Source organism: bacterium, assembly GCA_040757115.1.
Lineage (GTDB): Bacteria > UBA9089 > CG2-30-40-21 > CG2-30-40-21 > SBAY01 > JBFLXS01.
In genome coordinates, this window is record JBFLYA010000049.1 from 1 (window position 1) to 21,688 (window position 21,688).

Consider the following 21,688-nt stretch of genomic DNA (forward strand, 5'->3'; position numbering starts at 1 on the left):
AAGGAAAAGACAGCGAATCAAAGTTTTTGTCTAACCCTGCGTTGCAGTTGACGGCGGGGGACTGTGCCGTGGTCAGAGTTTTGTGGTCTCTCAAAGTTTTATCTTGCTATCAAACTTTTGTGGTAATCCTCCCCGCCGCACCTGAACTTTATCGTTAGAACAATAAAAATAATCACACAGAGACACAAAGTCACAAAGGAATTGAATAAAACAATAAACCTTTGTGTTCTTTGTGGCTTTGTGTGAGAAAATAAAAAGGAGATATTTTAGGGTCAACCGTGAATGTGGAATGCACAATAATTCGGTGAGGCAGAGGAAAAGGGAAAGGGAAAGACAGCGAATCAGAGCTTTTGTCTAACCCTGCGTTGCAGTTGACTGCGGGGGACTATGCCGTAATTAGAGTTTTGTGGTCTCTCAAAGTTTTATCTTGCTATCAAACTTTTGTGGTAATTTTCCCCGCCGCACCTGAACTTTATCGTTAGGTTCATGGTGGATGAAGTATTTATCTCGGTGTAAAAAGGTGGGTTATGTACATTAACAAGTTAGAGTGGGACGATTATCGCATTGAGCATATTGCTCGGCATAATGTTGAACCTCGTGAAGTATGGGAAGTATGTGAAGATTTGTTCCATCTGGCTCACCGTGAAGGACTTGATCGCTATCGATTATACGGCCAGACTGCAGAAGGTCGTTACCTATTCGTCGTATTAGAGCAAGTCAAAAAGACAGTGTATAAACCTATCACAGCTCGAGATATGACTGATAAGGAAAAGCGAAATTACAGGAGATTAATAAAATGAATAAGTTGCAAGTACCAGAATTCAAAACTTACGAAGAGGAAGCAGCCTTCTGGGATAATCTCGATACCTCTGCTTTCATGGAAGATGATGGAGAATGGTTTCGATTTGAGACGCCTAATAAACGAGCGATTCGTATTACGGTTCTGCCAGAGGTCGCGGATGAACTCATACGGCGAGCTCATGCCCAAAGGGTGTCAGTTGAAACGCTGGTGAACGTCTTACTATTGGAGCACATACGTAAATTCACTGTCGCAAGAGTAAATAAGGATGGCGATCAATAAAAGCCTAACCAAGCGTTGCAGTGGACGGCGGGGGACTGTGCCGTGGTCAAAGTTTTGTGGTCTCTCAAAGTTTTATCTTGCTATTAAACTTTTGTGGTAATTCTCCCCGCCGCACCTGAACTTTATCGTTAGACGGTAAGTAAATAAAAGGAGGGAAAGCGATGCTTTACAAACTCCCAGTGATACTTTCACCACAACAGGAAGGTGGATATACGGTGACTTCCCCGCTGTTACCAGAATTGGTTACGGAGGGAGATACTATCGAGGAGGCATTGATTAACGTTCGTGACGCGTTCACAGCCGTGGTTGAAGCCTATCAAGAACTAGGTCGGTTGCTACCTGTGAATACGAAGCTGACAGATGCCAATAGCCCTGTGTGGTTAGAGACGGTGGTTACTACTCCATGATCTATCGCGAAGTAACTCGTAAGTTTATTGTCTTGGGTTGCTACGAATTGCCTTGGCGAAGTGCTGGATCTCATCGTAAGTGGTTCAACCCAAATACACAACGAGTCACCTCCTTACCTGACTGGGGCGGTCGTGATCTGAAGTTGGGGACCATCCGAGCGGCTGTTCGACAATTGGGTATAGATTGGTATAGTTTTGAAAATGCCTGAGTTGTGATTTGATATAGAGTCCGTTTAACAACTTGTTAGGCGAAAAGAGGAATAGTGAAATGGTTAGACTTTTTTCAGATTTGGTTGAAGAGGCGGATCCTGGAGAAAAATCAGCAATTCGTGCGCTTCAGGCGTGGCAATTTTTAGCTGGCAAGGCAAACAATCGCCAAACAGTGAGATATGGAGATCTTGCGAATTTAATGGGATACGCAGATAACCGCCCACTGTCTTCTATTCTTGGGCACATCATGTATTTCTGCAATCAGAATAATCTTCCCCCATTAACTATTATTGTCGTTAACAAAGATGGCACGCCAGGCGAAGGATTCACTGATGCTGTCCCAGATGAATTTCACAAAAAGCGTGAAGATGTATTTTTATACGACTGGTTCGGAACTCTGCCACCAACAATTCAGGAATTTCAGGAAGCGTGGAATGTTGGTAAGAGCAATTAAGCAGTGAGTTAGGGTCAGCCTTTGTTTATGGAATACAGAAATAAGAAGAAAAGAAAAAAGACGGCGAAGTGAATCTTTTACCTAACACTTGCTGCAGCCGACCCGCCTCTGTTGGCGCTCCGGCGGGCGGCTGAGCTTGGTCGTTAGGCAACATTGTGCTGCAACGAAGACTATAAGGAGGTCAAAAAACGATGAGTACTTCAAGCGAAATGGTCAAGAAAGTTGAGGAAGGAAAGATTGTCTATTTTGAAAAAGAGGTAAATGTAAAAGATTTGGAATGGAATGCACATTCAGTATTCAAGGGTGTCTCATTAAAGCATCTTGTGAAAGGAGAATCTACAAATGGTAAATTCAGTTGTCATTTGGTGAAGGTAGAATCTGGTTGTCAAATTGGAGAGCATATCCACGAGGATAAATGGGAGTTACATGAGATAATTGGTGGAAAAGGCAAAGGTATTCTTGCTAATAAAGAAATTTTCTATGAAGTAGGTGTTTCTGTTGTAATTCCTGAAGGGAAAAAGCATAAAGTTATTGCTGCCGAAGAAGACTTATATTTGCTGGCAAAATTTGTTCCAGCATTAGTTTAAACAGCACTCACAAACGGTACTTAGAGATGATAATCTAATAGATTTCTGCACCTGATGCTATTGTACTGACGATCCATAGCGGCAGAGTTGTTAGGTGTACGGAAACAAAACGAGGTGAAACATGACAAAATTACTTGAGAAAGCTTTTAAGGAGGCATCCAGACTCCCCAATGTCGAGAAAAAGTTACCACGAATTAAACGAATTTTACGAATGAATACTAATTATTAGAATATTGTAACCGTTCAGGTGGTCTGGTGTCTATGTGTCTGAGTTACATAGACTACCAGACACTTAGACACATTTTTATTCGTCCAATTCGTGAAATTCGTGGTATATTTTATACTTTCCTATATGATCGAGCAAAACATAGTGGCTAATTGGTTGCTTGAAGCAGGAAAGCGAACCTAAAGGTTCGCACTACATTTATCGAATGTCACAGATTAATTCGTGTCCATTTGTGGCTAATTTCTCTAATTCTCTGTGAACTCTGTGCCTCTGTGGCTGAACGGTTAAGTTATTTTAATATAGCCACCAAAAGAAAAAAATACGAGAGGTAAGAGATGAAATTACATGGAATATGGATTTTAGAAGATGAGATTGTAGCAAAAGGTAAACTTTTCCTATGGGCAGAACAGTTAAAACCTTACCTGCCTACAAAGCCAAAGAAAACTAATATTCATCCTTATGCACTGCCTTCAAAAAAGATACTTGAATCTATTAAAATTTCTGCAACTTCGCATCAACAGGTTTTACTTCTTCCATCTTATCCAGCATTTCCTATCCCTTCGTCTTTGATGGAGATAGACGATAAACCAGAGCTTAAGGAATGGAAGGTACCAGGTGTTGTAGTAAATGACGATGAGATTTTACAATTTCTTATTTTGCTTGATGAGACGGAATTAAAAGAAAAGAAAATATTACTGGGTGAAGATATACTATTTTTAAGTAAGGTAGTTAGATTTGGCATTGAATTACTTACCAGACAAAGATTCATTCCTTATCTTAAGATTACAGAAGATAAAAGCCTTGCGTGTCTTTGGCAGCCTGTATTTATAAATGAGGAAGAGAAAAAGTTATTTTCTTACCTTAAAGATTCTATGCCTGATGCTATCAGATGTGCAGTTACTAAGAAAAGCATTCCATCAAAAGAAAAATTTATCTTAGGTTTTTTGACCTTCCTGATTAACCATACAATTAGAAATTCTATAACCTATAATTTAAGTGAATTTTTCGTAGGAGAGGGATATCCTGCTGCACAAAGAAAAGATGATTACCTATTGGATGTAGCAAGGCAAGATGTTATTTACTCCCAGTTTAAGGATTGGTCATCTCCTCTTAAAATAAAACCTCAAGCAAAAGGCTTCAGAACATGCTTTCGGCTTGAACCTGCAAAAGGGAATAATGAACCCTGGTATTTAAAATTCCTTTTCCAGGCAGAAGACGACCCAAGTCTCCTGATTGATGTGAAGGATGCCTGGGAGAAAAAGAATAAGGTAGAAAAGGTTGGTTTGAAAGGAGATTTCCATAACAGGCTTCTAACAGACTTAGGAGTTGCTATGCGGCTTTTTCCTCAAATAGAACGGGCATTAAATGAACCTAAACCGTACGCATTAAAGATTGATACAATTGAAGCTTATTCATTTTTACAAGAGGCTTCATTATTATTTAAAGAGTGTGGTTTTGGTATATTCGTCCCATCTTTCTGGGATATGCAGCGTAAAAGGGGAACACAAGCTGGGGTAATGATGAAGGTTGCACCCTCTACAAGTAGCTCTAAATTCGGGCTTTCTCAACTTATAAAATTCGACTGGCAAATAGCAGTAGGTGATGAAACTATTCCTAAAGAGGAATTTGAGAAATTGGTCAAGCTTAAGATTCCATTGGTCAATATAAGGGGGCAATGGGTTGAACTTCAACCTGATGCAGCAGAACATATATTAAAATATCTTAAGACAAACAAAGAGATACCTCTGAATGAATTTATTCGGCTTTCCTTAGGAGGTGGAGATAAGGAGGGATTGTTGTTTGCTGGTTTTGAGGCAGAAGGCTGGCTTGCAGAATTATTGGAAGGGTTGAAAGGTGATGTCAAAATCAAAGAGATTCCTCAGCCAAAAGATTTTATTGGAACTCTTCGTCCATATCAAATAAGGGGTTTATCATGGATGGACTATATGAACAGATTTGGGCTTGGTGTGTGTCTGGCGGATGATATGGGTCTTGGAAAAACTATTCAGTTTATTGCATTATTACTTCATCAGAAAAAGCAGGGGATAACCGGACCTTCACTATTGGTCTGCCCTACATCAGTGATGGGTAACTGGGAAAGGGAATTAGCCAAATTCTCTCCCAACCTTAATGTATTACTTCATCATGGACATACAAGACTTAAAGGCAAGGAATTTAAAAAAGAGGCAAAAAATAAAGATGTTATTATCACCAGTTTCTCTTTGATACATCGAGATAAAGAAAGCCTTCAAAATCTTGATTTTAGATACATAGCTCTTGATGAGGCACAGAATATTAAGAATCCCTATACCAGGCAGGCACAGGCTGCTCGTAGCATTAAAGCAGACCTAAAGGTTGCACTTACAGGTACACCTATTGAAAACAGACTCTCAGAACTCTGGTCGATTATGGAATTTTTAAATCCAGGATATTTAAGAGGTGTTACTGAATTTAGAAAAGAATTTGCTATTCCTATAGAGCGGTATAATGATGAGGAGAAAGCAAATAGGCTTAAAAAGGTAATTTCACCATTTATCCTGCGGCGACTAAAAACCGACCCCAGGATAATCACTGACCTGCCAGAAAAAGTAGAGGCAAATACATTCTGTCCACTTACCAAAGAGCAAGCAACACTGTATCAAGCCACGGTGGAAGATATGATGAAAAAGATTGAATCAAAAGAAGGAATAGATAGGAAAGGAGAGGTATTAGCTTTACTTATGAAACTAAAACAGATATGTAACCACCCTGCCCTATTCTTGCATGATAGGAGTAAACTTGAGTCCCGCTCTGCGAAATTGGAAAGGCTCAAAGAGATGCTTGAGGAGGTATTAGAGGAAAATGATAATGCCTTGATATTCACCCAGTTTGCCGAGATGGGTAAGATGATAAAGGATTACCTTGAGGATATTTTCCTTTGTGAGGTGCTTTTTCTTTATGGTGGAGTATCGAGGAAGAAGCGAGAAGAGATGATTGCCAGATTCCAACAAGAAGATGGCCCACGACTATTCGTGCTTTCCCTTAAGGCAGGCGGCCTGGGATTGAATCTTACCAGAGCTAATCGTGTATTTCATTTTGATAGATGGTGGAATCCTGCAGTAGAAAATCAGGCAACAGATAGAGCCTTTCGTATTGGACAGAAGAAGAATGTTATGGTGCATAAGTTCATCTGCCAGGGAACGGTTGAGGAAAGGATAAATGAGCTATTAGAAAAGAAAAAAGGGTTGGCAGAGAAGATTGTAGGTGCAGGGGAAAATTGGATTACAGAGCTTTCAACAAAACAACTACGCCAGCTTTTTACACTGCGTAAAGAGGCAGTGATGGAGGAATAAATGAGATATTGGGATTATTATCCTCGTTATACACCAGCAAGACCAAAGGCTGTAAAGGATGGTCTGCGAACACGAAAGAAGGCAGGCGAAATAGGTGAGACATGGTGGGCAAAACGATTTTTAGAGGTATTGAATAATTTTGGCTGGTCAAATAGGCTTGGACGAGGTAGAAGTTATGCCAGAAAAGGTCAGGTGATAGACTACAACATAGATTATGGTATTATCACATCAAAGGTGCAGGGCACACAAAGAAGACCATATTCAATAAAGATACAGGTAAAGACTTTATCAGATAAGGAGTGGGCAGAGGTAATAAAAACTATGTCACAACAGGCACGATTTTCTGCAAAGCTGTTGGCAGGACAGATGCCTCATGATATTGAGAAGGTGTTTGAGGAAACAAAGGTTTCTTTATTCCCCACCTCTGAGAAGGATTTTGTGGCAGATTGCTCTTGCCCAGACTGGGCAAATCCATGCAAGCATATTGCCGCAGTGTATTATATAGTTGGTGAGGCATTTGACCGCGACCCATTTTTGATATTCCATCTAAGAGGTCTTAAGAAAGATGAATTGTTAGAGGCATTAAATAAAGAAAGAGGTAGTGTGCAGAGAGAAATTGAAGAAGTTGTTGAAGAAGAGAAAGAGGCAGCCGAGCCAATCGCTTGTGACCCGGCTATATTTTGGAAAGTAAATAAAGAGATAGATTATCACTTCGAGTTAAATCCCCCACCTTTAAATGCAGCTATTCTGCATCGGCTTGGTGTCCCACAGTTCTGGATGGGAACTGAAAAAGACTTCTACAAAACGATGGAGAAGATATACAAAGATGTAAGTAACTCAGCCATAAAAATTGCATATTCATCAAAAGAGGTGTAAAAAAGGAAAAAGGAAAAAATTTCGACCTGTGCAATTAGAAATAAAAGGATAATTGATTAAACAGATTACATTTTTTATTGTAAGCGGATTGAACAGATTGAGCGGATTTTTTTTATTTCCTTTTCCGCTAAATCCGTTAAATCCGCTTACTAAATCCACCCGCTGACTATTAAAAATCTGCTCCCTTAATTTTCTACCTGCACAGGTCGATATTTTTCCTTTGCATCTGTGCGATGAATTAGTCTAATCGCACAGGTGGAAGTTATTCATCTCTATTTCAGAGGTTTCTAAGAAGGCATGAAAAAATCAAAAATGACAGAAGGTAGGGTTGTTGGTGTTTGCATAAGTAAAAAACGGGGTGTTTCAAAAGAGAATGTTAGCAGCGGTATCTTGCAAAAAGATTATGGGCTTGTCGGTGATGCTCACGCAGGGACAAATAAGCAGGTGAGTTTGCTGACTCAGGAAGATATCGAAGAAGCAGACATCCCTGCATCTCCAGGCAATTTTGCTGAAAATATTACCACCAGAGGTATTGATCTGCTGGCACTAAAGATTGGGGGTGAATTGCAAATAGGGTCCGCTCTGATTTCAATTACTCAGTTTGGCAAAACCCCAGAAGAGATGTGTGGGCACAGCTTTTCTTACCAGGGAATTGCCCTTCTGCCCACAAAAGGTGTTTTTGCTAAGGTGATAAATGGTGGGGAAGTGGAGGTTGGGGACAAAATCAGGGTAACGAGGAGGGATAATTCAGTAAGGAATTGGGGTTGTAAATATGAATAAACCAATGTCTGATTTTCATTTCAAGCTTATGTCGTCTATTGGAATAAAGATCAGGAACCTGTTTTTATCACCCGCAAAGATCATAAAAGAAGTGAAAATCGAGCCAGGTTTTCAGGTTCTTGATTTTGGTTGTGGGCCGGGATATTTCACCATCATGGCTGCTGAAATAGTGGGAGAGTCAGGGAAAGTTTATGCTCTGGATATTCACCCACTTGCAGCTAAAATGGTTGAAAAAAGAGCGAAGAAAAAGAAATTAGCTAATGTAAAAACTATCCTTTCTGATTGCCAAACTGGTTTGCCTGATAATACCATGGATGTTATTCTATTCTACGATACTTTTCATCTCTTAAGTGAGCCGAATAAAGTATTAGTAGAATTACATCGGGTTTTGAAGCCAAATGGAATCCTGTCTTTCAGCGATCACCATATGAAGGAGGATGAAATCATATCCAAAGTAACAAATAGAGAATTGTTCAGGCTGTCGAGAAAGGGTAAAAGAACATATAGTCTTTTGAAGGAGGAACCGAAGAAATGAACATCTTCAAAAAGATTATGGCTGTGGGGTGTCGGGTTTGCCCTCTTTGCTGGTATGCTCGTAAACACCCAAAGAATTGGTTGGGCAGGCTCATGCAGTGGCATGGCAAGTGGTGTCCTGTCTGGAATGCCCATGAAGAATTTTATGGAGAAAAGAGAGATTGATAACTTTTAAAAACCTTGATGAAGCAAGAAGAATATTGGGTCTGGATGAAGAGGTCAGCTTAGAAGAAATAAAAGAAGCATATCACAATAAAGCTAAAAAGCTTCATCCGGATAAAGGTGGAGAAGAAGAGCAGATGAAGAGGCTAAACCAAGCATACAAATTGCTTATCTCCTATTGCTCAAACTATAAAATCTCCTTTAGACAAGAGGATTACAAACGGGCTAACCCAGATGTGATGGAACGATTTATGCATGACTGGATGTGGGGTGATGGGGTGTGATATACTTTAAAAGCTCACAAACTGTGATTTTTTAAAAGCCAGCTCCTGATAGGCTTAGGAGTTAGGTCAGGATAGTTGTGCAAAAAGACTAACTTTATAACCCCTAAACCAAACTAGTGCTCTGTCGCTACTCAATTGATGTCCCCCGCTGGCGGGGGATTAAGGGGGTGGAATATGAAATCTGAAATAGAAGAATCCACCCCCCTACCCCCGCCCTTATCGTTACCCACATCTTGAGAGAGGGAAGATTTTTGAGGGGAAGTACTGCGAAATAACAGAGATATGCAGCCCCCAATAATTAACAATTGATAATTTACAATTAACAATTGACCATTATTTGTTAATTTTGTCAACATCAAATATTAATTGTGAATTGATAATGGCTAATTGATAATTGTCAATTAACTATATTTGGACTTGTGGGTAACGATAAGACCCCCGCCAGCGGGGGACAACGGCCAATCAATCACTTGAATGGCGACAGAGCACTAGCCTACTAACCATAACCCTTTCACCAAAAACTCCTAAATATATCCCTTTATCTCCTTTATCTCCATATCTCCTTTTTGGACACAGGTCTATTTGTTAACTGCACAGGTGGAAATTTTTTAAAAAAATACTTGACAAAAAAATTACATTGTGGTATAATAATTGAAATTGATTCTTAATTGCAATTGGTGTTTAAAATGATGACCAAAGAAGAGATATTTAGAGACTATTTGAACCAGAAGGGGTTGAAGTTTACCCCAGAGAGAGAGGTTGTTTTGGAGGAGGTATTCTCCACCCATAAACATTTTGATGTAGATCAGCTTTATGATCGTTTGCGTAAGCGAGACGAACATATCTCAAGAGCTACTATTTATAGAACTCTTCCTTTATTAGTTGAGAGTAATCTGATTAAAGAAACCTTCCGTTACCAAGGTAGGGCGAGTTATGAACATACCTTTGGACATGACCACCATGATCACCTATTCTGTATAGAGTGCGGTAAGGTCATTGAATTTAAGGAAGAGCAGATTGAAAGATTGCAAGATGAAATTTGCAAAAGGTATGGGTTTGAACCTGTTGAGCATAGATTAGGTATTAGAGGGTATTGTAAGATGTGTAATAAGGATTCCAATACTTAAGATTTTTTTAAAATTATAATTGCGATTGCGTCTCAATTGTAATTAAAGGAGGCTTAAAATCATGGCTTCTAGACCTTTGAAGGAGCTTTTACCTGGCCAGAAGGGTAAGATTACAAAGGTTACAGGGTCTGGTTCTATTCATCGACGGATTTTGGATATGGGGATTATCAAATTTATATAGCCTGCATAGCTACGATTGCAGTAATAAAGAGGGAGACAAATTCCTGTCGCTGGCCTTTCTTTGCTGCATTTTATACCACTGCAGTTGCCTGGGTAGTATTCTTCATTATCTATCAGGGAGGAAGGCTCTTGGGATTAGAATGAGGAGGTGATAAAAGCAATGACACTATCAAGTATTTAAAGTGATGATGGGTAACGAGTTACCCAATTACAAAAAAAGGAGGTGATAAGATTGTTAGGAAGCAAAAGTTTCATACGGGGATGTCCCCCAGAAAGTAAGAAGGCGGCTCCGCAACCAGAAAAGCAGAAACCGCCTTCAGCCGGAACCCGGCATGATAAACACACCAGTCCCACGCATAAGTATACCATAAGTGCGGGGTTGGTGTCAACTAAAAATTGGTAATTGGTAATTGGTAACTGGTGATTGGTAACTGGTGATTGGTGATTATTTAACCAGTTACCATTTAACCATTTACCATTTAACCAATTACTAAAACATGGAGGTGTACTATGTTAACAAGGTTAACAAAAACAATGCCAGTAATCATTCTGGCAGGAGTGATGGGGTTCTACCTACCCCAATCAGTTTTAGCAGAGGAGGCTATTGAACTGGAAAAGGTAGTGGTAACAGCCACTAAGGGCGAAAGGGTAATAGCAGATGTCCCTGTGCGCACTGAGGTGATTACCAGCAAGGAAATTGAAGCAAAAGGGGCAACAAATCTTTACGAGGCTTTAGAAGGAACACCTGGAATAAGGGTAGAACAACAATGTTCCTATTGTAACTTCAGCGTTTGCAGAATGCAAGGATTAGAAGCAGGACATGTCCAGATATTGATTGATGGACAACCGGTATATTCCGGGCTGGCATCCGTATATGGTTTACAGCAGGTGCCAACTGCAAATATCGAGCGTATCGAGGTGGTAAAAGGTGCAGGGTCTGCCCTTTACGGGGCAAGTGCTATTGCCGGGGTGATTAACATCATCACTAAAAAGCCAACTAAAGAGCCTACAATGAATGTAAATATGAGCTTTGGAGAGCATAAAACCAATAATTATGAAATATTTGCCTCTACCAAAAAGGCAAATATGGATATGATGCTCACTGCTCAGAAGACTACCGGTGATGAAATATTAGAGGATGATTCAGGTCTTTCAAAAGAGGAAGAACGATTGACGGATAGAGTGAAAACCGACAATGTTGCTGGGGGAGTAGAGATAAACTGGTACGATGTGTTTGGAGATGACAAACTCAGTTTTTCAGGAAGAACCACAAATGAGCAGCGCCAGGGTGGTGATGTAGACACATTTGAAAATTTCTATGCAGAATCAGCAGAGAATATTAAGACTACTCGGTATGAGGCAGGAATTGGTTACAGAAAAAATCTTTCAGAAGACCAAATAGTAAATCTTAACCTCAGTTACTGCACCCATCATCGCAACGCCACTAATGATTCCTTTGTGGGTGACTATAAAGACACTCATAATGACGCATTTCCACCCGTAGATGAAATGCGACCCTATCTGGCAGATGAAAAACTTTATGTGCTGGATTTGAACTATGCCTGGCTGGCAGGAGAAAAACATCGCCTGTTAGCAGGGGTTCAATACGGCAAAAATGAGCTGGAGGAGTCAGGCAAGTATGTAATCCTTGAAGGTCCAGACCCCGCTACTGGAAGCACCTATCTCTCCACAAGCAAAAAGAGTGCGGATGAGATAGGGATTTATCTCCAGGATGAAGTATCTCTAAACGATACCCTGGAGTTGGTAGTAGGGGCAAGGTATGACAGGCATAACTCAGAGGATGATTTTGGAGGTTCTGGTGATGCTGCTCCCAAGGATAGGATTAAACTTACCTACGACGAAAAGGCATTTAGTCCCAGAGCGGCGTTAATGTATCGTCCAAATCCTCAAACTACCGTCCGCACAAGTCTTGGCACAGGTTTCCGTGTACCGTATGGATTCAGTGAAGATTTGCATCTTTGCAGTGGCTCGCCAAGAGTTTATAAAGGTGCAGGCTTAAATCCTGAAAAATCGGTAAGCCTAAATTTTGGCGTAGATTATGAGGCAGAAAGATATAGATTATCTGCCAATATCTTTCGCACAAACCTTAAGGATAAGATTGGCTTTACTGATGCCAGTGATAAGGCTACAAAGTTAGGATATACCTATGAATGGGCAAATATAGGTGACGCCTATACCCAGGGCATAGAATTGGGTCTGGTAACTCGCTTAGCCGAAAATCTCAATCTCGACTGCAATCTGGCTTACACCGATGCCCAATATAAGAAAGAACGAGCGGATTGGGTAAATTCTCATGGAGGTAAATATGCCTCTGACAGTAAGTATATCCCTCGTGTTCCAGAGCTTACAGCAGGCGTTAAGCTGGATTATAACAAGGTGAACTGGAACCTTGTATTAGACTGTAACTATACGGGTAGAATGTACATTGATTATTGCCAGGAGGAAGAGGTAGAGAATCCTAATAGCAAAATTAAGCATACAGAGCCGTTCGTAGTAGTCAATAGCAAAATATCCAGAAGTTTTCCAGATTATGGACTTACTACCTTTGTAGGTGCTAAAAATCTATTTGATGAAGTACAGGATGAGAAGCATCCGGATGATGCGGCATTTATGTACGCACCTTACACGGGCAGGATGCTTTACGCTGGAATGGAAGTAGCATTTTAACTGGTGATTGGTAATTGGTAACTGGTAACTGGTAAGTGGTAATTGGTAACTATTTAACCAGTTACCATTTAACCAGTTACCAAAAAAATGGAGGTGTTTTTTATGCTTGAGTTTATTTCAAAAGGTGGGGTATTGATGTATCCCATTGTTCTATGTTCGATAGTGGCTATTGCTATTATCTTAGAGCGGGCGTACCACTTTTTTCGGATAAAGACAAATGTATCTCAATTCTTGCTTCAAATCGAGCAGACACTGCAATCTAATAAAATAGAAACTGCATTAAGGCTGGCAAAAAATGCTACAGGCCCAGTAGCCTCTGTAGTGGAAGCTGGCATAAGCAACTGCCAAAAAGATGCAGAGAGGTGGGAAAAGGCAGTAAGTGGAGTGGGGACGAAGGAATTAGTCAGGTTAGAAAAAAACCTGCGTGTATTGGGAATTATTGCCCATGTATCGCCCCTTTTAGGGCTTCTGGGGACGGTGACCGGGATGATTAAAGCGTTTATGAAAATACAGGAGTTAGGGGGCAGGGTTGATGCCTCGGTTTTAGCCGGTGGTATCTGGGAGGCACTTTTGACTACTGCCGCTGGACTATCTGTGGCCATACCTGCTATGTTTGCCTATCATTATTTTGAAGGTAAGGTGGATAATTGTGCTATTGCCATGAAAGAGGCTGGACTACTTGTTTCTGAATGGTTGGGAGTCGGAAAGCCAAAAGAAGAAGGCAAAAATTACTCTGAACATTCAGGGGAGGATGTGGACTATGGAATTTGAGCGACGCAAACGAATAAGCCAGCATCTGGATATTGCTCCATTAATAGATATAGTATTTTTGCTTTTGATATTTTTCATGCTTACAGCTAATTTCATCATGCAGCCCGGAATAAAGATCACCCTGCCGCAAGCTAAAACCAGTCAGCCGCAGGAAGAAAGAATTGTTGTGTTTATAGGTGAGAATAGCCAGATTTATCTTAATGAAAAACAGGTGGATATTTCGCTTTTAGAAGATGCCCTAAAACTAAAATTACAAGAAGTGCAAAAGAAAACTGTAGTTATCAAAGCAGATAAAAAGATAGACCTGGGGTTGGCTGTCAAGGTGATGGATATTGCTAAGGGAGCGGGAGCAGATGCCCTGACAATTTCAACTGAAAAAGGTGATGAGGATGCTAAGTGATAATCCCTTGAAAGTTACCATTCTTGTTTCTATTCTTATCCATGTGCTGTTTTTGGGGATACCAGAAGGGATATTAAAATTCCTCTCACCTGAGGTTGAGGCATCCAGAGAGTTTATAGCCCAAATAGCAATAGAAAAGCCACCGCCACCACAAAAAATAGAAAAGCCCAGGCCAAAACCCAAACCAAAAGAACCTGAGCCGGAGGCAGAAGAGGCAAAACCAAAACCAAAAGAGCCAGAAGAGGTTATTGAAGAACCAAAACCTGCGTCTTTGCCAGAAGAGAAGCCAGTGGTTGAACCTGTACAAGTAGAAGAACCTCAAGTTACTCCCCAACCAGTTGAACAAGTAACCATAGCGAAGATTGATGTTGCTAAGATAGCGATTCTAAACTATCAAACAAAGGTTAGAAGGAAGATCGAGCAGGCAAAAAGATACCCTGCTTTTGCCAGAAAGAACGAGATTGAGGGAGTAGTTAAGGTTAGATTTACGATTCTTTCGGATGGGAGTGTAGACAAGATAGAGATATGTCAGTCTTCAGGCAGCAGCCTTCTTGATAAGGAAGCCTGTAGCACCATCAAGCGAGCTGCTTCTTTTCCACCTATACCAGAAGAGGTAGGGAGAAGTCAGATTCAGATGCAGGTGAATATTGTGTTTACTTGCATTGATTGAGGATTGTAAATGAAGAGTGAAGAGTTATTCGATCAGTATGCTGAGAAATATGATGAATGGTATGAAATGAATCGCCTGGCATACCTTTCAGAGCTTGAGGCGGTGAGAAGTGTTTTGCCTCAGGGTAAAGGTTTAGAGGTAGGTGTAGGCACAGGTAGATTTGCTACCCCCCTTGGGACATCAGTCGGCATAGACCCATCTTACAAAATGCTTAAAAAGGCTGCGGAACGAGGGATAAGCGTGATACAGGCACTCGGAGAGCACCTTCCTTTTAAGGGGGCTGAGTTTGATTATCTGCTCTTGATTGTTACCCTGTGTTTCGTGGATAACCCTCAGGCTGTCTTAGCAGAGTCTAAATGGGTGCTTAAGCCGGGTGGTAGGCTCATTATTGGCATAGTGGACAAAGATAGCTTTCTTGGTAAACTCTATCAGAGTAAGAATAGTGTGTTTTACAAGGTAGCCAGATTTTATTCGGCTCAGGAGGTTATAGAGTTGCTGAAGGTGAACGATTTTAAGGAGATAACAACTATCCAGACCATCTTTTGTTTGCCGAAGATTTTAAAGGAAGTAGAACCCCATCGGCAGGGATACGGTCAAGGTGGTTTTGTGGTTATATGCGGGATAAAAAGTAATCAGTATTAAGTTGACTGAAAAATTATGATTGACTATTATACTTCTTTAGGTTATAATAATTCGTAACTATTCACCCTGTAGGAAAGTAGGAGAGTAGGGAAGTAGGAAAGGGAAAGAAAATGAATGAGAAGTTAGATGATTTTAGACAACTTGTAGTATGGCAAAAAACCATCATTTAGTGATAAGAATATACGAAATAACCAAAAACTTCCCCACTGAAGAAAAATATGGATTGGTGCAACAGATGTGCCCAGCGGCTGTTTCTATTCCAGCAAATATTGTAGAAGGTTTTAAGAAACAAGGCATAAAGAATAAGTTAAATGCCTATAATATAAGCCAGGGATCTCTTGAAGAACTAAGGTATTATCTAATTCTATCTAAAGATCTTAATTATCTGCCAGATTTTCAATCCATTTGGGATATATCTGAAGAAGTGAGTAGGATGCTTATAGGTTTAATCAAATCAATTAAGAGTAAAATAGTATGAAGTATTTTCCCCCTTTCCTACTTCCTACTTCCTACTTGCTTGGTATGCTGAATAGTTACAATAATTCTTATCAGCGTTGGGTAAATTTTTTAAGGAGAATCTATACCCATAGAGAGAAATGTACGAATTCTTTTGATAATATACAAGATACACCATGCCGTGCCTGAGACTATATGGAGGATAAAATAAATGGCAACGCTAAATTTTAAAGGAAAAACATTTGTCCAGAATCATCATCTATCGGTGAAGTATCATCAGCTTGTCCCTAAAAAAGATAAAAGTTTGACTGATAAAGTTAGCCTTAATGATAACCTCATACTTTATGGGGATAATCTCAAAAGCCTAAAAGCCCTTCTCCCCACTTATACCGGCAAAGTGAAATGTATCTATATCGACCCACCATACAATACCGGAAATGAAAGATGGGTCTATAACGATAATGTCAACTCTCCGATGATGCAGGAGTGGCTCGGTAAGGTGGTTGATATTGAGGACTTGACCCGCCATGATAAATGGCTTTGTATGATGATGCCAAGATTGAAACTTCTGCGAGAGTTATTAAGAGAAGATGGTGTGATTTTTATAAGTATTGATGATAACGAAGTCCACCGTTTGAGAATGTTAACGGATGAGATTTTTGGTGAACAAAACCTTATTTCTCAAATTATTACAGTAGCAAATAAGGGAGGACAGGATTATTTGGATATTGCGAAGACCCATGAATATATTCTTTGTTATGGCAAAACAGATTTTGTTAAAGTAGGTGAGTTACCTAAAGATATATCTGAGTTTCCTTTTAAGGATAAAGAAGGTAACTACCAATTAAGAGAGTTGCGGAATAGAAATCCTAAATTTAATCGGCAAAATCGTCCGAATTTGTTTTATCCAATCTATATCAACCCCAATTTATGTGATACAAATAAACATTGCGCTATAACTTTAGAAAAAGATAATAATTTTCATATAGAGGTATTCCCTAAAAACAGTGAGGGGAAAGATAGTTGCTGGCGGTGGAGTCAAGAATTACTGCTTAGAAATATTTCAAAGAGACCAGAAGATAGTACTGTGATAGCAAGGCAGAGAAAAGACGGTGGTTGGAATATTTATGAAAAAAATCGAAAGGCAACCCAAAAAGCAAAATCAGTGTGGGATGAAAAAGAAATGAGGACAGAATTAGGAACGCGTATACTTAGAGAAATTTTTGGTGAGTCAAATCTGCAATTTCCAAAACCAGTTGAATTGATTAAAAAAATAATTCTGCTAAGCACGGAGAAAGAAGATATTATTCTTGACTCCTTTGCTGGCTCTGGCACAACAGCCCATGCAGTTTTAGACCTAAACAAAGAAGATGGCGGCAATCGTAAATTCATCCTGGTTGAATGTGAAGATTATGCAGACAGAATAACCGCAGAAAGGGTGAGAAGGGTTATCAAGGGTGTCCCAAATGCAAGAGATGAGAAATTAAAAGAAGGCTTAGGTGGCACATTCAGCTATTTTGAACTTGGTGAGCCGATTGAGATGGAGAGTATTTTAGAAGGCGATAAGCTGCCCACCTACCTTGAGCTTGCAAGATATGTCTTTTATACTGCTACAGGTGAGGAATTTGACTCATCAGAAGTTGATGAGAATAAAAACTTTATCGGTGAATCAAAGGAATACGAGGTTTATTTGTTTTACAAGTCAGATATTGAATATCTTAAATCCACCGCACTTACGCTTGATAGGGCAAAGAATTTAGGGACTTACAAGGGCAAAAAGCGATTGGTTTTTGCACCCAGCAAATACCTTGATACCGAATATCTTTTAGAATACCGGATTGATTACTGCCAATTGCCGTTTGAGATTTATAAGTTGAAGGAGTGATTGAGATGTCTATAGTGTTAAATGACCAGGAGATATTGCAACTTATTCAAGAAAAAAAGACTCTTCCAAAAGAATACAATGAATTGTTCCAGATGAAAGAAAAGAGAGGTCATAAAGAGAGGGAACTGACATTTAAAATTGTTTTAAGGAGGTAATACGATGGACATTTTATCAATTGAGAAAGATTTTAGAGAAAAGGTTTGCGATAAAATAAAGATTGTTCAAGAAGGAAAAGAGCGATTCAGAATATCCACTCCCTTTATGTTTGAAGATGGTGACCATTTAGTTTCTTTGTTGAAAAAATCGGATAGAGGCTGGGTTATTTCGGATGAAGGGCATACCTATATGCATTTAAGTTATGACCTTGATATGAAAGATTTAGAAAGGGGGACAAGGCAAAAGATTATTGAATCTGCTTTATCAATGTTTGACATCAAAGATAAAAACGGTGAGTTGGTAACAACAGTAGAAAATGAAGCCTATGGAGATGCACTTTATAGTTTTGTTCAAGGGGTATTAAAGGTAACTGATGTATCCTATCTTTCACAGGAAAGAGTCAAGTCTACTTTTATGGAAGATTTCAAATCTTTTATCGCTGAAAAAGTTCCTGAAGATAGAAGGGTTTTTGATTATTATGATAAGAGATACGACCCTGAAGCAAAATATACTGTTGATTGTAAGGTGAATTGGAGGGGAGAGCAACTCTTTATATTTGCTATACCCAACGATGACAAATGCCGTGATGCAACAATAAGTTTATTACAGTTTGAGAAATGGAATATACCATTTTATTCAATGGCTGTTTTTGAAGACCAGGAGACTATCGGCAGAAAAGTTTTAGCAAGGTTTAGTGATGTTTGCGAAAAGCAATTTTCAAGTTTTACCTTAAATAAAGACCGCATTGAAAAATATCTAATTTCGAGGGATGGGACTTAAAAAGATGGAACTTAAAGAGTATCAGAAAAAGACATTAGAGCAGATTAAGCGTTATCTTGACTCCCTTGCTGAATTTAGGGCAAAGAATGCAAAGGCAATAGAACTAGACCCCGAACTGTCAATTAACTTTCCGCTTAAAGCCTGGGAAAAGGTTGTTGAAACAGCCTATCACTCCAAGAAGAATGGACTGGGTGAGGAATTGCCAAATTTCTACCTTAAGATTCCAACAGGTGGTGGCAAGACAATACTTGCCTGTCATACCATTGACTTAATAAATAGGACTTATCTAAAGAAACAAACAGGGATTGTCTTATGGATTGTGCCAACCACACAAATTTATAAGCAAACACTTGCCAGCTTAAAAAATCGTGAACATCCATATCGTCAGGTTTTGGATATTTCAAGTGCTGGCAGAACGATTATCTTAGAAAAAACAGATAGGTTCACTAAATTAGATGTAAAAGAAAATCTGGTGCTCATGCTACTTATGTTGCCATCAGCCAGCAGGCAGAATAAAGAGGTATTAAAGGTCTTTAAGGATAATGGTGGTTTTGGTGAATTTTTCCCTGAGGAAGATGATAGAGAAGGAAATAAAAAGCTCTTAGAAGAATTTACAAATTTAGATTGTTTTGGGGATGAAAAAGGGTTTTGGGGTAGGGTGGTAAAGACTTCTCTTGGGAATACCTTGAGAATACTAAAGCCTATAATTATCATTGATGAAGGGCATAAGGCATACAGTGAGGTTGCTCAAAAGACAATCAGAGATTTCAATCCGGAGATATTAGTAGAATTATCAGCCACTCCACCTAAAAACAGCAATATTCTGGTAAATATTAGTGGGCAAGAACTTAATCGGGAAGAGATGATTAAGCTTGATTTGCACATTACCAATAAAGCAAGCCTTGACTGGAAAGATGCAATGCTGGCGGCTGTTGAGAAAAGAAACTTTTTAGAAGAAAAAGCCAAACAATATGAGGCCAATACCAGCGAGTATATCCGGCCTATTTGCCTTATCCAAGCGGAAAGAACAGGTAAAGAACAGAGAGGAACAAGGTATATCCATGCAGAGGATGTAAAGGAATATCTGATTAAGCAATGCGGAATTTTAGTAGAAGAAATAGCTATAAAGAGTAGTGAAAAGGATGATATTGAGGGAATTGACCTTTTAAGCAGAGATTGTCCAATCCGCTATATCATTACCAAACAGGCATTGCAGGAAGGTTGGGATTGTGCCTTTGCCTATCTTCTTGCAATCCTGACCAATCCGAGTTCTCAATTGAGTATTACTCAATTAGTGGGAAGAATCTTGAGGCAACCGAAGGCAAGAAAAACAAAGGTAAAAGAGCTTGATGAGAGCTATGTCATCTGTTTTCGCCCAAAGGCAACAGAGCTTTTGGAAAATGTAAAAGGAGGTTTTGAATCAGAAGGATTAGGAGATCTGGCTGGAAGGGTCTCTGTAGATGAAGGAGATCTGGAAAGTATAGAGGCAACAAGAGAAAGAACTGTTGGTTATAGAGAAAGGTTTAAAAAGTTTGAAGGAAAGATTTATCTGCCGAAGTTTGTTATTCAAGAAGGGGAAAGTTGGCGTGATGTTAATTATGAAATGGATATTTTGAGTAGAATAGACTGGAGCAAAGTTAATCTTACGGTATTAACAGATATTCTTCTGGCAGAATCACAGACTGAAGAACAAGAAGTTATTGTTGGGCTTAGTAAGGATACAAAAATACTGATTGAAGAGAAAGGGCGAGTTTCTAAAGAAGGGGGATTGGAAATTAATAAGGTTTTTCTCACCAGACAAATTTTGGATATTGTTCCAAATTCCTGGGTAGCTTATGAAATTGGTAAAAAAGCAATCGATATTTTTTTAGAGAACTACGATGAAAAAACGGTTGCTAATAATCTTGCTTTTGTTATCGAAGAGTTAAGAAAACACCTTACAAAGGAAAAAGATAGACTATCAGAGCAAGTATTTAGAAAGCTGATTGAGCAAAAAGTCCTTTGGTTCTTTTTACTTTCTGATAGGGGTGGATACAAATTGCCAGGGAGGATAAGTGTAAAGAAGAGTTCTAAATTATTGGTAAGGCATGATAACACCCCAATACAACTAAGCCTATTTGATTCTGTCCCAGAGGAGGAGTTTAACGAGTTGGAAAAATCCGTGGCTCTTTACCTTGATGAGCAGGAAAAACTCCTGTGGTGGTATAGGAACTTATCGAGGCAAGATTACTATGTTCAAGGTTGGAAGAAACACAGAATTTATCCCGATTTTATTCTTGCTGATACCGATGACAAAAAACAAGATGATTACAATAAGGTGTATGTAGTTGAGGCAAAAGGTATACATCTAAAAAATGAAGATACTGATTATAAAAAGAATGTCTTTGATTTCTGTAATAGATTGGGACAACAGAGGGATTGGAGAGAATTGAATTTAGACTTTGCCCAAAAGAAATTTGAATTTCAGGTAATTTTTGAAGATGAATGGGAGGCAAGAATCAATAAAATATTCAGTACTAATGTGTAGTGAGAGTAGATCGGCAGAGCGTATAACAGCAGTTTGTGAGCAGACATTGTCAAGGGATATTTTAGATTTGAAAACCCCGAGTCCCGATTTTCAGGAGAAAGGAAGTTTCACGCCAAGCACGCAAAGAACGCAAAGGGAAATAAGGGGAAAAATTACCTTTGCGTCCTTTGCGTGAAAAAACTATTTTCAGGAGAATCATGAAAGAAGTATATAAACTTACACATTTCTTTATTCCGGTCCTGCTATAAATGTACTGGCAATCATTTTAACTGCATGTGTTTTGGGAATGGAAATGGGTATTGCAAGAACATTAGGAGCCATAAAGGTTTTCAAAAAATAAATTAACAGATGTGCGGTATAATGTCAAGTAAAAAAAGACAGACTATCCCCCAGCAAGATATAACTAAATTTAAAAAAACTAAAATTTGAGATAAATCTTGTTAACATAATCTGCTCTTTGATAATTTATTTAA

General features: G+C 39.2%; 24 protein-coding genes. All 24 read left to right on the forward strand.

The annotated features are described in order from the left end of the window. Positions 1-527 precede the first annotated feature (527 nt). The 24 genes from AB1422_05965 (at position 528) to AB1422_06080 (ending at position 21,215) form a co-directional block, all read left to right on the forward strand. Positions 528-800: a BrnT family toxin gene (locus AB1422_05965; protein MEW6618878.1), complete on the forward strand. Its 273-nt coding sequence runs from the start codon at positions 528-530 to the stop codon at positions 798-800. Then, a complete protein-coding gene (locus tag AB1422_05970) occupies positions 797-1,081 on the forward strand; it encodes a CopG family antitoxin (protein ID MEW6618879.1) in 285 nt (94 codons plus the stop codon). Before AB1422_05965 ends, AB1422_05970 begins: the two co-directional genes overlap by 4 nt. A 161-nt stretch (positions 1,082-1,242) precedes the next feature. Further along, complete coding sequence (locus AB1422_05975; protein MEW6618880.1) at positions 1,243-1,488, forward strand: type II toxin-antitoxin system HicB family antitoxin; 246 nt, start codon at positions 1,243-1,245, stop codon at positions 1,486-1,488. Next, positions 1,485-1,697, forward strand: a complete 213-nt coding sequence (locus AB1422_05980) for a type II toxin-antitoxin system HicA family toxin (GenBank protein ID MEW6618881.1) — start codon at positions 1,485-1,487, stop codon at positions 1,695-1,697. Before AB1422_05975 ends, AB1422_05980 begins: the two co-directional genes overlap by 4 nt. A gap of 59 nt (positions 1,698-1,756) precedes the next feature. Then, positions 1,757-2,152 (forward strand): hypothetical protein, encoded by a 396-nt coding sequence (locus tag AB1422_05985; protein MEW6618882.1) that lies wholly within the window; start codon positions 1,757-1,759, stop codon positions 2,150-2,152. A gap of 191 nt (positions 2,153-2,343) precedes the next feature. Beyond that, on the forward strand, positions 2,344-2,739 hold the full coding sequence (locus tag AB1422_05990; protein MEW6618883.1) for a cupin domain-containing protein: 396 nt from the start codon (positions 2,344-2,346) through the stop codon (positions 2,737-2,739). 561 nt (positions 2,740-3,300) lie between these two features. Then, positions 3,301-6,297, forward strand: coding sequence for a DEAD/DEAH box helicase (locus AB1422_05995; protein ID MEW6618884.1), 2,997 nt, complete (start codon positions 3,301-3,303; stop codon positions 6,295-6,297). Beyond that, complete coding sequence (locus tag AB1422_06000; GenBank protein ID MEW6618885.1) at positions 6,298-7,173, forward strand: SWIM zinc finger family protein; 876 nt, start codon at positions 6,298-6,300, stop codon at positions 7,171-7,173. Positions 7,174-7,470: 297 nt separating this feature from the next. Then, the gene (locus tag AB1422_06005) at positions 7,471-7,953 is read left to right on the forward strand and encodes an MOSC domain-containing protein (GenBank protein MEW6618886.1); all 483 of its coding nucleotides are present in this window, start codon (positions 7,471-7,473) and stop codon (positions 7,951-7,953) included. Continuing rightward, positions 7,946-8,488 (forward strand): class I SAM-dependent methyltransferase, encoded by a 543-nt coding sequence (locus AB1422_06010; GenBank protein ID MEW6618887.1) that lies wholly within the window; start codon positions 7,946-7,948, stop codon positions 8,486-8,488. The genes AB1422_06005 and AB1422_06010 overlap by 8 nt, the downstream gene beginning before the upstream one ends. Beyond that, positions 8,485-8,652: a hypothetical protein gene (locus AB1422_06015; protein MEW6618888.1), complete on the forward strand. Its 168-nt coding sequence runs from the start codon at positions 8,485-8,487 to the stop codon at positions 8,650-8,652. The genes AB1422_06010 and AB1422_06015 overlap by 4 nt, the downstream gene beginning before the upstream one ends. Continuing rightward, on the forward strand, positions 8,649-8,933 hold the full coding sequence (locus tag AB1422_06020; protein ID MEW6618889.1) for a J domain-containing protein: 285 nt from the start codon (positions 8,649-8,651) through the stop codon (positions 8,931-8,933). Before AB1422_06015 ends, AB1422_06020 begins: the two co-directional genes overlap by 4 nt. Before the next feature lie 686 nt (positions 8,934-9,619). Beyond that, positions 9,620-10,060 carry a Fur family transcriptional regulator gene (locus AB1422_06025; GenBank protein MEW6618890.1) on the forward strand — a complete coding sequence of 147 codons (441 nt, stop codon included), beginning with the start codon at positions 9,620-9,622 and terminating at the stop codon, positions 10,058-10,060. A gap of 61 nt (positions 10,061-10,121) precedes the next feature. Continuing rightward, positions 10,122-10,241 carry a FeoA domain-containing protein gene (locus AB1422_06030; protein MEW6618891.1) on the forward strand — a complete coding sequence of 40 codons (120 nt, stop codon included), beginning with the start codon at positions 10,122-10,124 and terminating at the stop codon, positions 10,239-10,241. A gap of 509 nt (positions 10,242-10,750) precedes the next feature. After that, entirely contained in the window at positions 10,751-12,928 is a 2,178-nt protein-coding gene (locus AB1422_06035; GenBank protein ID MEW6618892.1) for a TonB-dependent receptor, read from the forward strand. Between the two features lie 102 nt (positions 12,929-13,030). Continuing rightward, positions 13,031-13,699 carry a MotA/TolQ/ExbB proton channel family protein gene (locus tag AB1422_06040; GenBank protein MEW6618893.1) on the forward strand — a complete coding sequence of 223 codons (669 nt, stop codon included), beginning with the start codon at positions 13,031-13,033 and terminating at the stop codon, positions 13,697-13,699. Continuing rightward, a complete protein-coding gene (locus tag AB1422_06045; protein MEW6618894.1) occupies positions 13,689-14,099 on the forward strand; it encodes a biopolymer transporter ExbD in 411 nt (136 codons plus the stop codon). Before AB1422_06040 ends, AB1422_06045 begins: the two co-directional genes overlap by 11 nt. Further along, positions 14,089-14,769, forward strand: coding sequence for an energy transducer TonB (locus AB1422_06050; GenBank protein MEW6618895.1), 681 nt, complete (start codon positions 14,089-14,091; stop codon positions 14,767-14,769). Before AB1422_06045 ends, AB1422_06050 begins: the two co-directional genes overlap by 11 nt. A 9-nt stretch (positions 14,770-14,778) precedes the next feature. Beyond that, positions 14,779-15,411 carry a class I SAM-dependent methyltransferase gene (locus AB1422_06055; protein ID MEW6618896.1) on the forward strand — a complete coding sequence of 211 codons (633 nt, stop codon included), beginning with the start codon at positions 14,779-14,781 and terminating at the stop codon, positions 15,409-15,411. 148 nt (positions 15,412-15,559) lie between these two features. Continuing rightward, on the forward strand, positions 15,560-15,889 hold the full coding sequence (locus tag AB1422_06060) for a four helix bundle protein (protein ID MEW6618897.1): 330 nt from the start codon (positions 15,560-15,562) through the stop codon (positions 15,887-15,889). Positions 15,890-16,078: 189 nt separating this feature from the next. Then, entirely contained in the window at positions 16,079-17,752 is a 1,674-nt protein-coding gene (locus AB1422_06065; GenBank protein MEW6618898.1) for a site-specific DNA-methyltransferase, read from the forward strand. A gap of 5 nt (positions 17,753-17,757) precedes the next feature. Next, a complete protein-coding gene (locus AB1422_06070) occupies positions 17,758-17,907 on the forward strand; it encodes a hypothetical protein (protein ID MEW6618899.1) in 150 nt (49 codons plus the stop codon). Between the two features lie 4 nt (positions 17,908-17,911). Further along, positions 17,912-18,688: a DUF1828 domain-containing protein gene (locus AB1422_06075; protein MEW6618900.1), complete on the forward strand. Its 777-nt coding sequence runs from the start codon at positions 17,912-17,914 to the stop codon at positions 18,686-18,688. Continuing rightward, positions 18,678-21,215, forward strand: a complete 2,538-nt coding sequence (locus tag AB1422_06080; GenBank protein ID MEW6618901.1) for a DEAD/DEAH box helicase family protein — start codon at positions 18,678-18,680, stop codon at positions 21,213-21,215. Before AB1422_06075 ends, AB1422_06080 begins: the two co-directional genes overlap by 11 nt. Positions 21,216-21,688: the final 473 nt, after the last annotated feature.